At 38.2% G+C, this 13,276-nt stretch carries 13 protein-coding genes; 4 read left to right on the top strand and 9 right to left on the bottom strand.

Translation table 11 applies throughout. The features are described 5' to 3' along the window. Positions 1–109 precede the first annotated feature (109 nt). Both MJY40_RS04250 and MJY40_RS04245 read right to left on the bottom strand, forming a co-directional pair. Positions 110–1,312, bottom strand: coding sequence for a class I SAM-dependent rRNA methyltransferase (locus MJY40_RS04250; protein WP_317855807.1), 1,203 nt, complete (start codon positions 1,310–1,312; stop codon positions 110–112). 32 nt (positions 1,313–1,344) lie between these two features. Continuing rightward, the gene (locus tag MJY40_RS04245; protein ID WP_317855806.1) at positions 1,345–1,803 is read right to left on the bottom strand and encodes a CYTH domain-containing protein; all 459 of its coding nucleotides are present in this window, start codon (positions 1,801–1,803) and stop codon (positions 1,345–1,347) included. 277 nt (positions 1,804–2,080) lie between these two features. Here MJY40_RS04245 and MJY40_RS04240 point away from each other — a divergent pair, with 277 nt between their 5' ends. Then, a complete protein-coding gene (locus MJY40_RS04240) occupies positions 2,081–2,632 on the top strand; it encodes a DJ-1 family glyoxalase III (RefSeq protein ID WP_317855805.1) in 552 nt (183 codons plus the stop codon). Here the strand turns inward: MJY40_RS04240 and MJY40_RS04235 are convergent. Then, positions 2,623–3,021 carry a hypothetical protein gene (locus tag MJY40_RS04235; protein WP_317855804.1) on the bottom strand — a complete coding sequence of 133 codons (399 nt, stop codon included), beginning with the start codon at positions 3,019–3,021 and terminating at the stop codon, positions 2,623–2,625. The two genes, MJY40_RS04240 and MJY40_RS04235, sit on opposite strands and share 10 nt — an antisense overlap. Before the next feature lie 101 nt (positions 3,022–3,122). Between MJY40_RS04235 and MJY40_RS04230 the strand changes: the two genes are divergently transcribed. The 3 genes from MJY40_RS04230 to MJY40_RS04220 are packed head-to-tail and all read left to right on the top strand — an operon-like array spanning position 3,123 to position 4,519. Further along, entirely contained in the window at positions 3,123–3,644 is a 522-nt protein-coding gene (locus tag MJY40_RS04230; RefSeq protein ID WP_317855803.1) for a DUF6648 family protein, read from the top strand. 26 nt (positions 3,645–3,670) lie between these two features. Next, entirely contained in the window at positions 3,671–4,276 is a 606-nt protein-coding gene (gene fic / locus MJY40_RS04225) for a protein adenylyltransferase Fic (RefSeq protein WP_317855802.1), read from the top strand. A 3-nt stretch (positions 4,277–4,279) separates the two neighbouring features. Beyond that, a complete protein-coding gene (locus MJY40_RS04220) occupies positions 4,280–4,519 on the top strand; it encodes a helix-turn-helix domain-containing protein (protein ID WP_317855801.1) in 240 nt (79 codons plus the stop codon). A 57-nt stretch (positions 4,520–4,576) separates the two neighbouring features. On the opposite strand, the gene MJY40_RS04215 is transcribed toward MJY40_RS04220, so the two are convergent. The 6 genes from MJY40_RS04215 to MJY40_RS04190 all read right to left on the bottom strand — a co-directional run bounded on the left by MJY40_RS04215 (position 4,577) and on the right by MJY40_RS04190 (position 12,807). Further along, the gene (locus MJY40_RS04215) at positions 4,577–5,470 is read right to left on the bottom strand and encodes a DMT family transporter (protein ID WP_317855800.1); all 894 of its coding nucleotides are present in this window, start codon (positions 5,468–5,470) and stop codon (positions 4,577–4,579) included. 139 nt (positions 5,471–5,609) lie between these two features. Continuing rightward, positions 5,610–6,404 carry an enoyl-CoA hydratase/isomerase family protein gene (locus MJY40_RS04210; protein ID WP_317855799.1) on the bottom strand — a complete coding sequence of 265 codons (795 nt, stop codon included), beginning with the start codon at positions 6,402–6,404 and terminating at the stop codon, positions 5,610–5,612. 43 nt (positions 6,405–6,447) lie between these two features. Continuing rightward, positions 6,448–8,193, bottom strand: coding sequence for a B12-binding domain-containing radical SAM protein (locus MJY40_RS04205; protein WP_317855798.1), 1,746 nt, complete (start codon positions 8,191–8,193; stop codon positions 6,448–6,450). Positions 8,194–8,408: 215 nt separating this feature from the next. Continuing rightward, positions 8,409–9,386: a 2-hydroxyacid dehydrogenase gene (locus tag MJY40_RS04200; RefSeq protein WP_317855797.1), complete on the bottom strand. Its 978-nt coding sequence runs from the start codon at positions 9,384–9,386 to the stop codon at positions 8,409–8,411. A 383-nt stretch (positions 9,387–9,769) separates the two neighbouring features. Next, positions 9,770–10,783, bottom strand: coding sequence for a TAXI family TRAP transporter solute-binding subunit (locus MJY40_RS04195; protein WP_317855796.1), 1,014 nt, complete (start codon positions 10,781–10,783; stop codon positions 9,770–9,772). A gap of 41 nt (positions 10,784–10,824) precedes the next feature. Beyond that, on the bottom strand, positions 10,825–12,807 hold the full coding sequence (locus tag MJY40_RS04190) for a TRAP transporter permease (protein ID WP_317855795.1): 1,983 nt from the start codon (positions 12,805–12,807) through the stop codon (positions 10,825–10,827). Positions 12,808–13,276: the final 469 nt, after the last annotated feature.

Genomic DNA, 13,276 nt, shown 5'->3' with positions numbered 1-13,276 from the left:
TCGTGAATCAACCCTACAAATGTATATTTCGTTTTCAACATTCTAAAGTTATTCACCCTTCACCATTAGTTTTTAGCTTTATATTTGACTACGTCAAATATAAATTTTATTACAAATTTTTACATACTTGGAAAATATAGAATTTCAAATAATAAGATTCATCTGCTGCCCAAAGAATTGGATGGTCAGGGGATTGTGTTCTACATTCCACTTGACGCAAGCGTTTGTGTACATTCTTTGCTGCTTGTCCCACTGTTTGGCTGAACAACTCTTGGTTCATAAAATGAGAACAGGAACAAGTTGCCAAGTAACCACCATCTTTGATGAGCTTCATGGCACGCAAATTGATTTCTCTATATCCTTTGACTGCATTTTTGATGGAGCTTCTGGATTTTGTGAAAGCTGGCGGATCCAATATGATCACATCAAACTTTCTACCTTCTGCTTCCAAACGTGGCAACAATTCAAATACATCTTCACAATGGAAATGTACCACATCTTGCAAGTTGTTGAGCCTTGCATTTTCTGTAGCCTGATCCACTGCCAATTGGGATGCATCGATACCCAAAACGCTTTTTGCACCAGCAATACCAGCATTCAAAGCAAAGGAACCTGTATGGGTGAAGCAATCCAAAACATCAGCATCTTTGCAAATGCTATGGATGGCTGCTCTATTGTATTTTTGATCCAAGAAGAAGCCTGTTTTCTGACCATCTTCCACATCTACAGTGTATTTTACACCATTTTCAATGATTTCTACTTTTGTATCAAATGGTTCACTTAAGAAACCTTTGACACGTTCCATACCTTCTTGCAAACGCACTTTTGCATCACTACGTTCATAAATACCACGAATGGAAATGCCATCTTTTTCCAATGCTGCCACCAATAAACGCAAAATGGTATCTTTCATACGATCAATGCCAAATGCCAAAGATTGCACCACCAATACATCTGAAAATTTATCCACAACAATGCCTGGCAAGAAATCCGCTTCTCCAAAAATCAATCGACAAGAAGAAGTATCCACTGTTTTCTTACGATATTCCCAAGCCATTTGCACACGATTTTCCAAGAATGCTTCATCAATAACAGCGTCTTTATCCCTTGTCATCATACGAATGGTGATTTTGGAATTGTTGTTGTAGAAACCAGTACCCATTGGGTAACCATCGAAATCTTGTACCGCAATCAATTCGCCATTGGTTGCATCTTCTGTAACAGATGTAATTTCGTTATCGAAAATCCAAAGTCCGCCAGATTTCAATAAGCGACCTTCTCCTTTTTTCAGTGTTGCAATTGGTAAACTCATATTTTCCTCCTTGTTGCTCTCGTTTCTCATTCTCATTCTTTTGGCAAACCAAATTGTGCCAATACTGCATTTTTATATGTTTTTTCTGTTGTTACATCCACACCAAACCAATCTGGTGGAATGAATCCATTTGCTTCTTCTTCTGTAGCAAACTCCACTTCTGTGGTATATAAACCTTCCAATTCACCTGCATATACATCCAATTCTGCAACCAAGTCGCCTTCTAGTGGAATCAAATATCTTTTTTTGCAAATTTCAGTTCCTTCTGCCTTTTGCAAAAGTGTATTGTATTCTTCTTCTGAAATCATCAACTCATATTCTTCACGTGATATGTGACCAGAACCTTTGATGGTCAAATAATACGTATCATTGCTTTTGCGAATGCGAATGGTTGGTCTAAAGGAAATGTAGGATTGTCTCAAATCCTTACAAGCAAAGCCCTCCAAAGAAAATGGAATCTCTTTGGTCAAAAATTTACGTTCAATCTCCATGTGTCACACCTCCGTCATATTAGGATAGAGGTTTGTCCTTGTTCTGTCAATAGAATGTTGATAAATCCAGTTAAAAAGTGTATAATATACCCTAATAGCGGAGAAAGCGTGGTGCAAAGGAATCAATTGTTGCACTCATGCAAAACATTTGGTTCTTTTGTGCCATCATTTGCGTAGCAAATATATCCAAGTACTCATAGAGTACTGGATGTTCTCAGCGGTCATTGATTCACCCCTACAGAATATCGTCAATAAAGCATATCAAAGGAGCGATACTATGAAAACAGTATGTATATTTTTGGCAACAGGATTTGAAGAAGTAGAAGCAATCACAACCATAGATTTGTTGCGTCGTGGTGGCGTAGAAGTGAAAATGGTTTCTTTGACCGATTCTTTGTTGGTTCTTGGTGGAAATGGCATTTCTGTGCAAGCAGATTTGTTCTTTGCTGATTTGCAAGCTGATGAAATGAGTGGATTCATCCTACCTGGTGGTATGGGTGGTGTAGGTGGTATGATGGTACATGCTGGTTTGCAAGATTTGATTCTCAAAATGAGTGATGCTGGTAAAGTAATTTGCGCCATCTGTGCTGCTCCTATGCTTTTGGGTGCTTGGGGTCTTGTAGAAGGCAAAACTGCCACCATCTACCCCGGTATGGAAGAACACCTTTTGGGTGCTATTCCAAAAACCGATTCTGTTTGTGTAGATGGCAATATCATCACATCTCGTGGTGTGGGAACTGCAATTGAGTTTGCATTGCAACTGATTGCAACCTTCAACAACCAAGAAACTTCTGATGCAGTACGCAAAGGTATTGTATATCAACAATAAATATAAGAAAATAAGTGCACTAAGTCTTTTTTGGTGAAGGTTTCTTTGCCTATGTTTTGTGCTGCAACCTGTACCTTTTCTATCTCCAAATCATATATGTATGAGATTTCTTCTATGGTATATGTAGGTGGCATTCCACAGGCAATTTCCCTTTGTATGAGTTTACATATAGGGGATTTCACAAGTTGTATCAAGTATAAAAAAACGCCTTTTGTGGGCAAACCAAAACCAAATTTTTGCAACAAACTTTGAATTTCTTCATCAGAACTATCCAAACAAATGGCAATATCGCCAACTGCATAGGGTGGTTCTGTTGTTTTCAAAAATAAATCCAACTCTTGTAATTTTGGTGCAATGAACGTGTCATATTGTTCCAAATACGTTTGCATAAATACCCCCTTGTTCTAACTCTTTTTGTAGCGTACATTTTATTATTGTACTGCCAAAAAAGATGTTTTTCCACAGGGAATCTATGGAAGTGAGGAAAGTCATGAATGCCATTCAAAAATATTTCAAGTATCGCCAAAACCTAATTGACCAATACATCAAAGGCGATATGAGCAAAAGAGAATATCTGCAAAAGAATTATGATGCTGTGATTTACGGTGATATTGGACCTTTTACCAATATGGATACGGTAGAAAAGGCATTGTTCAACTATCAATATTACAATGCTTTGGCAAAGGAAATGAAGTCCACCAGCACCGTTTCAGATATGGAATTTGAGTTGAAACGAGATTATCAAGATCGCAGCAACTACTACTATAGCAAAAAAGACAAAGCCACTATGGCTGCTTTGCGTTTGATTGATTTTCGTAATGTGGAAGCTTATTTTGTGAAGGTTCGTAGCAAATACCTCAAAGGTAAATTGTTTGAAATTGTGTTGCAGGATGAAGATGTGATTTTGCATTCCACCAGCACTGTGATTTTGAACCGTTTGCGTGATGAGTATGTGTTTACAGAAGGCAGTAGAAAATCTTTGATTGATGAGTATGTGAATCATCGGTATTGAAATCCCTTTGAAAGGAGAAATCCCTTATGGCATTGGAAAATAAATTGCATATTACAAATTCTGTGGAATTGGCAATGGAAGAAGAACGCATCAGCAAGAAAAAAGCTGTGGAGCTCTTTGACAAAGGTATTTTGGAACAAATGCAAGCTGGCACATATAAAACACTTGCACAGATTCACAAATACCTATTTGATGAAATTTATGAATTTGCAGGTAAATTACGCACCGTCAACATTGCAAAAGGTGTTTTTCGATTTGCACCTGTCATGTATTTGGAAGCATCTTTGACACATATTGACCAAATGCCACAATCTACCTTTGATGAAATCATCGAAAAGTATGTAGAAATGAATGTGGCACACCCTTTCCGTGAAGGAAATGGAAGAAGTGCTAGAATCTGGTTGGATTTGTTGTTGAAAAAAGAATTGCAACTGGTTATTGATTGGAATTTGGTGGATAAAACCGATTATTTGCTGGCAATGGAACGTAGTCCCATCAAGGATATTGAAATCAAGCATATTTTGAAAGCAGCACTGACCAATCAAATCCATGACCGAGGTATTTATATCAAAGGCATTGACACCAGTTATTATTATGAAGGATATGTTACTTATAAGTCTGATGAGGTGTAGGATATGACAAAAATCAGACCTGACCGATATCTTGGTGGTAACATTCAAAAAGCACGCAATCAAAAGGGTTACACGCAAGATGAAACCATAGCCAAATTACAACTTCTAGGCATCCAAATGTCTCGTAGCACCTATGCCAAAGTCGAAACAGACCGTATCAATATACGTGTCAGTGAATTGATTGCCTTAAGTCAAATTTTTGATGTAGATTTCAATTTTTTCTTTTTTGATTTAACGATTTAATATAATATCATTACACACACACAAGCCTATATACAGCAACGTATACAGGCTTTCTTTTTATTCTTCTATGGAATGATTCTTCTTTGCTGGTGTGTTGACACTCAACAAGACCACACCACCTACAATACACACAATGCCAACAATCTTCCAGAAGCTTGCACTTTCTTTCAGTACAAAGATTCCAAGCAAAGCACCCACTACAGGTTCTATGGTTGCTGTGACAGACGCAACTGATGCTGGCAAATTGACAAGTCCTTTGGTGTAACAGAAAAATGGCACCACCGTTGTCAAAAGACCAAAGGAAATCAGCAACAACCAAGCATTTTTATCTGAAATTTCTTGTACCAACTCCACAGGCGATATGACAAGCAACAACGCTATTGCTGCAACAAGAAAAGTATAGGTTGTGATGGCAATGGACGAATATCCTTTTTGGATGACCTTTGTACCAATGATGCTATACAACGCATATCCAACACCAGATGCAAGTCCTGTCAAAAGACCTTCCAATGACATAACTGTTTCTGATTGCCACACTTCTGAAACCAAAGCACAGCCTACCAATGTCATTGCCAAAACCAAGGCTTTCTTCTTAGTCATTTGTTCCTTGAGCACCACAACAGAATAAATCATAATGATAGTCGGTGCAGTATACAACAACACCACTGCAATGCCATTGCTGGTCAAATTGATGGTTTTCATAAACATCCAACTGAAAAAGGCGAAGCTACAAACGCCTGTACCTATAAAATACAAAATATCCAATGGATGTTTCAATCTGAAAGCACTTCTATCTTTCACCAATGCCATACATACAAATGCAATGGCGCTGACTGTGGCTTTCACTGCCATTGAGTCCAATTCCGACAATCCAACGCTTGCAAGTGCCTTTGTAAACAGTCCAATCAAACCCCATGAAACACCTGCTATGACAACTAGAATATATGCCATGTTTATTCTCCTTTTTAGATCGTATTCCCCCAGATAAATACAATTACATAAATTTTTACGGGCAACGAAACGTAGCCCCTACAGTGTATGTAGTTTCGTGATTTGCAATTGATGTATCTGAATCTTTTGTATGATTTTTTTATTTACCTTGGAAATTTGGTTTTCTTTTTTCCATAAATGCTTTGCAACCCTCTTGGAAATCCATGGAAGATGCACATTCTCTTTGGGTAGCAGATTCTGTTTGTGCCAACCAATCTTTGAAATCAGTATAGTTGGTGTCAAACATTTGTTTTTTGATGTTTTTATAAGAAACAGATGGTCCATTTACAATTTTTCTTGCAAATTTCATGGTTGCTTCTTCCAATTCTTCCACAGAAGTCACTTGGTAAGCAAGTCCCCATGTTTTGGCTTCTTCTGCTCCTAGTGGTCTGCCTGTTGCTGCCAATTCCATTGTTCTGGCTGTGCCAATGCTTTTGGATAGAAGGTATGTCACACCTGTATCTGGCACCAAACCAAGGTTCACAAATGCCAACATCAATTTTGCATTGTCAGCACAAATCATGAAATCAGCACCCAAAGCCAAACTTGCACCTGCTCCAGCTGCTGCACCAGAAACAGAAGCAATGACCAATTTGCTCATTTGTTTCATATAGACTGCCACAGCACCTACTTTTTGAATCAATGTATCCATATTGATATCGCCACCAGCTTGGATCAAATCATAGAAATAGCCAATATCGCCACCAGCAGAAAAGGCTTTTTTACCACCTTTTAAAATCACAACTTTAATGGATGCATCGCTTTCAGCTGTTTGCAATGCAACCAGCAATTCATCTGCCATTTGTTCATCAATGGCATTGAGATTTTTCATATAATTCATAGTGATACTTGCAATTCCATCTTCTTCTGTATAAATCAATTTTTCAAATTCCATGTAAAACACTCCTTATATTTTTATCAGTGGTTATAATGATTTACTACATTGTAATTGCAATTTGATCTGTTTTAGCGCAATTATGGAACACATCTCTGTCATAATAATTGAGCAAAATAAACACTTCACCTTCTGGTACATCAGATTCTAGCACATTGCAAGAAAATTGCTCCAATCGACACATACGCCCCAATTGGGTTGGTGTATAGCCTGCCAATTTTTGCAAATATGTCTCCTTATTTTCTTCATTGTGGAAGAAATCACGTTTGATTTTTTTGAAGGCTTCTCCATCCAAAGTGGATACTGCCCAAGTTGGAATACTAGGCAAATTGTCATGCAACAACATATCGAATTTCAAAAGATTTTCTACTTGACTGATATGGTCTTTCATATAGTCCGATTGCAACAAAAATTCTCTTAGTTTTTCATATAAATTGGCTTTTGTATGCTTGATTTTGTGATATTCCTTCTCCATCCAATAATCGCTAAAGGCTTCAAAGAAATCAAATGCAGAAGGGAAATGCGGAATCACATAATCCATGGTGTGCACTGTTTTTCCTGAATTGTAGAAGGTTTCCAATAGTTCTTCAATACCCTTTAGGCGAATCAACTCCCCATAGGAAATATCATTGGTATAGAGCACCTCATATGGGCCATCTTCACGATAGCCAATGTTATACTTTTCGCTATCTCTATGGAGTCCAGAGCCTTTCAGAACCTTCAAAAAGCCCATTTGCAACTGCTGTGCACCCAAGTCAAACACATCGTTGAAGGATTTACGGAAACTTTCGTATCCTTCATAAGGAAGTCCTGCAATCAAATCCACATGGACATGAATGTTACCCAATTCTTTGATTTGCAAAATACGATGTTTCAATTCTGCAAAGTCGCCATTTCGTTGCACTGCTTTCAAGGTTTCTTCATTTGTGGACTGAATCCCAATCTCAAATTGGAACAGATTTGGTCTGGCACCACGCAACAATTCGATGGTTTCATCATCCACCAAATGGGCTTCAATCTCCATATGGAAATTGGTGATGCCATTGTCATGTTCCATCAAATATTTCCATATACCATGGCTATGTTTTTTGTTGCAATTGTAGCTACGATCCACAAATTTCACTTGTTTTACATTGCGTTCTAGGAAGAAGTCCAATTGCCCAAACACCTTTTCCAAACTGACAAAACGCACACCTTTTTCCACAGAAGATAGGCAAAATTGGCAATTGAAAGGGCAACCTCTTTGTGTTTCATAATACAAAATACGATGATCCAAACCTGTCAAATTCTCATCATATGGAAATGGCAATTTGTCCAAACACAAGGCTGTGCTAGGTGGTGTAGAAAGAATTGTATCCCCTTCACGCAAAGACATACCATTGATTTCTCTAAGGGATGTGCCATTTACAAAGGCACTCACCATTTGCTTGAAGGCTTCTTCTCCTTCGCCACGAATGATGGCATCAATGGATGGATTCTTTTCCAGCAATGCTTCACTTTCATAGGAAACTTCTGGTCCACCACATACAATTTTCACATTTGGCATGATTTTTTTCAAATTACGTGCCAATGAACAAATCATATTGATGTTCCAAATGTAACAAGAAAAACAAATCACATCTGGTTGATATCCATACAAATCTGCAAGAATTTCATCTTCTTGGTTGTTGATGGTATATTCCAATGGCGTAATGTATTCTTGGTATTCTTTGGCATAGGAATATAGATATCGCACTGCCAAAGAGGAATGTATGAATTTTGCATTGATGGCGGTTAATAAAATTTTCATGAAAACTCCTTAATTTTGTTAATTGAAACAAATTTATAATGAAATTGTGTAGTATGACGGAACAGTCAAGACTGTCCCCTACAAATAATAAATCTATTTTTTATGACAATATATTTCTATTTATCAGTATATCACAAAATTGGAAACTGTCATTATATTTTCATGGATTTAGAAAAATAACGCAGCAGCCTAAGCCACCACGTTATCTTATGTTTTTATTTGGATGTTATCATATATTGTTTGTTGACCCAATCTCTTTCGCTATTGAAAGGCAAACCGTTTTCAAAATTGACGATATTTTGGTAGCAATAACGCACCATATTCACATCATTGTCACGTGTGTTGCCTGCTGCATGTGCTGTTGCTGACACATTTGGCAAATGCAACAACGGATGGTCTTGTGGTGCTGGTTCCACATTGAAATTGTCGATACCTGCACCCAAAATGATTCCATTTTCCAATGCTTCCACAAGTGCTTCTTCGTTGACAATAGGACCCCTTGCAGTATTGATTAAGATAGACGTTGGTTGCATCCATTCCAATTCTTTTTTGCCAATCAAACCTCTGGTTTCTGTATTCAAAGGACAATGCACTGTTACAATGTCTGCTACCTTAAGCAATTCTTCCATGGAATCCACAAATTTGTAACCAAAGGATTCTTCTTGTGCCCATTGACGTTCAATATCGTAGTAAATGACATTTGCACCCAATGCAGAAGTCAGTTTTGCAACGATTTTACCGATATTACCCAAACCAATGATACCCACTGTTTTGTGCTCAATCATAAAGGAACGTCCAAAGAATTCACTTTTTGGCCAAATACCTTTTACCAAATTACGATTGATTGCAACCAAGTTGCGATAGGTGCTGAGCATATGCATAAGGGCAAGTTCTGCCACAGGTCTTGCATTGACACCTGGACAGGAAGCCACTGAAATCCCCATTTCACCTGCAAATTGGATATCACAATCGTCGAAACCAGCACCCCATTTTTGGAGGAATTTCAAGTTTTTGGCAGCTGTAAAGATTTCATTATCCACTGCCAAACGATTGATGACATATTGTACATCTTCCAATTTATCATATTCGCTTTTGTCATTTACAAACACAATTTCATAGCCTTCTGGCACATTTGCAATCAATGCTTCTTTTGCACCTTCAAAATACACACCTGTCAAACCAATTTTTATCATGATATGCTTCTCCTCTATCTTATTTGCGTGAAAATGGGTGGATATAGAATCCACCCCTACATATAATTTTTTCAACTAAAATCTAAGATTCTTCGTCGCTTTGCTCCTCTGAATGACAGCTATTTCATTTGTCATTCTGAATGAAATGAAGAATCTTGCTTTTTGTGGGTGGATATAGAATCCGCCACATATTCTCTTTTCAATCTTAGATTCTTCGTCGCTTTGCTCCTCTGAATGACAGATACTGTTCTTGTCATTCTGAATGAAAAGAAGAATCTTGCTTTTTACGGATGCATATAGAATCCACCCATACAGTTATATTTCCTTTGATTACCCCTTGCGGAACAACACAGGGGTTGTTCCCTACAGTTGCATCTTATCTATTAGTCGATTACGCCAACTTCTTGGTAGTATCTTGCTGCACCATCATGAAGTGGTACACCTGCAAGGTCAGTCACTGCATCTGCAACTGTAAGTCCTTGCAAAGAAGGAGATGTTGCTGCCAATGTTTCGATATTTTCCCAGAACACTTTTGTCATTTCATAAGCTGCATCATCGTCAACGCTTGCATCTGTGCAAATTGTGATTTTGATTGCAGATGTCAAAACATCTTCATCTTGACCTTCGTATGTGCCTGCTGGAATTGTATATTTTGCGTACCATGGGTATGTTTCTTGCAATTGTTCAATCAAGCTTTCGTCGATACCAATAACTTTACCACCAGCTGTTGCAGTTACTTCTGTTACCGCTGCTGTTGGTGTACCTGCCATAATCCAAGCACCATCCAATTGTTTGTTACGGATGAGGTCTGTTGCTTCTGTAAAACCTACAAATTGTGCTTTGATATCATCTGGGTAATTCATACCCAACTCTGTCAAATGGATTTTGGTTTCCACTTCGCCAGTGCTACCAGAAGCACCTGGTGCAAATGTTTTGCCTGCCAAGTCAGAAATGCTTTCGATACCGCTATCAGCAGAAACAACCAATTGATTTGGATTGTAGTACAAACCTGTCAAAACACGCAAATCTTCATTTGCACGTCCTTCAAAGGAACCTTCACCTACATAGCTTTCATACAAAATACTGGTTACTGCAACACCCATTTGTGCATCGCCATCAGCAATCAAATTCAAGTTATCTACACCACCATTGGATGCTTGTGCACTTGCTTTTACGTAATCAATTTCTGTGTTCCAAAGATTTGCAATTGCACTACAAAGTGGATATACAGTTCCTGTTGTGGAAGCTGTTGGGAAGTTGATGTATACTGTTTCTTTGCTTTCGCTTGCTGTTGCACTGCTGCTATCTGTGGATTCTGCACTACTACTGCTGCTGCCACAACCTGCAAGACCTACAACCAAAATAGTTGCCATTACCATTGCCATCGCTTTTTTCATAGTTTTTTCTCCTTTTTATATTCCCTATAGTTTTTTATATATTATGCCAGTTGTACATCTACTGTTTTTTTGAATTTTTGCAAACACAAAACCACAACAAACAGTGCAACTGCTATTACATCCGTCATCCCACTGGTGTCAATTGCCAAAATCCCAACTGCAATCAACAACAAGCGTTCTATGATATTACAATGTTTCAACAACATACCTTGTAAGCCACCTGAAAGTGCAATAACCCCCAAACTTGCTGTGATGACTGCCATAATGGTTGTCATAGTGGAAATACCTTCACCTTGACCCAACAACAAAATTGGGTTATCTAGGAAGAAGAATGGTAAAATGAATCCTGTCAAACCAAGTTTCATTGCAATCAGTGACGTTTTGGTTTGGTTGGATTTTGCAATCCCACTTGCCACATAAGAACTCATGGCTACAGGTGGTGTAATGTTAGACAAGCAAGCATAAATCAAGCAGAACATATGGGCTGCCATCATAGATGCACCTACATTGACCAAAACCGGTACTGCCACTGCTGCAACGATAACATAAGCTGCAACACCAGGAACACCCATACCCAAAACGATACTCATAATCATAACCATAACACCGCCAAGAAGCAATTGACCTTCTCCAACGATACGAAGCACAATATATCCAAAGTTGAGACCCAAGCCAGTCAAAGAAACTGTACCAATGATGACACCGATAACCACACAGCTGACACCAACACTCAAAACACCTCTAGCACCTTCTACAGTTGCTTTCACAATGGTTGCTGGATACATTCTGGTTTCTTTGTTCAGCCAAGATGCTGCTACTGTTGCAAAGATTGCATATACCGCTGCGTAAAGTGGTGTATATCCTTTGAACATCATTGCAATGAGCACCACCAATGGAATGATCAAATGACCTCTGGTTTTGATGACCACCCATACATCTGGGATATGATCTTTGGAAATCCCTTTGAGACCCAATTTCTTTGCTTCAAAATGTACTGCGAAAATCAATGTCAAATAATATAAAAATGCAGGAATACAAGCTGCCAACAATACTTCTGTGTAGCTGACACCCAAAAACTCTGCCATAACGAAACCAACAGCGCCCATAATTGGAGGTGCAAATTGACCACCTGTGGAGGCAACTGCTTCCACTGCTGCTGCAAATTCTGATTTGTAACCTGTTTCCTTCATCAAAGGAATTGTGATGGTCCCTGTGGTTGCCACATTTGCAATGGCACTACCGTTGATCATACCCAACAAAGCAGAAGCAAGTACCGCTACTTTTGCTGGGCCACCAGGACTTTGACCCACCAAAGTCAATGCCATATCGTTGATGAATTGACTGAAACCGCTATATTTGAGAAATGCACCAAAAACAATGAACAAGAAAATGTATGTTGCACTGACACCAATACCAACACCAAAAATACCTTGACTACCCCAGAACATATGGGACAACACACGTTTGATGCTGAAACCAACATGTCCCAATTCACCAGGTACATATGGTCCAAGGAAGTTATATGCCAAGAACACAAGTCCCAAAACTGCCATACTTGGACAAGCACGTCTTGCTACTTCAAATACCAAAAGCATTGCAATTCCAGCAATGATATAGTCTACCGTTTCCAAATATCCACCACGAAGAGCAATGGATGTATAATTTTGAATCATATACCCAAATGAAACGATGGTTGCACCAATCAATACAAAATCCCAAATAGGAGGTGCTGTTCTTTGTTTCTTTTCTTTCCGATAGGTTGGATAAATGATAAAGGTAAACACCAATAAGAACAAAATATGCCAAGCTCGAAGCATCATTGCATCCACTGCACCAATGGTATTTGCATACAATTGAAAGACTGCCCAAATCATAAAGAGTATGGTAATCAAAATATCGCTTTTTCCTATATAGGTACGCACACGCATTTCAGCATCTTTTTCTTCCAAAAGTTTCTGTGCACGAAGCTCCACATCATCAATTTCATCAATGGTTGATTTTTTTTGAAATAGCTTTTTAATCATTTTGTTCCCCTTCCTAAAACCCATTCATTGCCTAACCAAACAAAAAAACGGTTATCTCATCCTACAAAGGACGAAATAACCGTGGTACCACCTTAATTCACGCTACTATCATAGCATCTCTTTCTATTGTATCGCATAGAATACGCAATGGTTTCCCATTGTAGCTCCAAAACCGAACTTCATTTCACTTTGTACTGAAAAGCTTTCACCAACCGCTTCACTCTCTGCATTTGTAACCAAAGGAAACTACTAGGACAATAACACGTAACTCTAGTTGTGCGATATTGTCTGACATTTCTTCAACGCTATTGTTTGCAATATTTACTTTTTGTTATTGTACCACAAGAATCCACATATGTACAGAAATAAATACATATATATTTTTCATAAATAATGTATATTTTTTAGATGTATTTCACAATTTTAAATATTTTTCTATAAAATTACAAATATTTTGCATTCTATGCAT

The sequence above is a fragment of the Chakrabartyella piscis genome (assembly GCA_030067835.1).
Classification (GTDB): domain Bacteria; phylum Bacillota; class Clostridia; order Lachnospirales; family Anaerotignaceae; genus Chakrabartyella; species Chakrabartyella piscis.
Note: the sequence above shows the minus strand (reverse complement) of the source record. Positions and strands in the feature narration are given on the sequence as shown.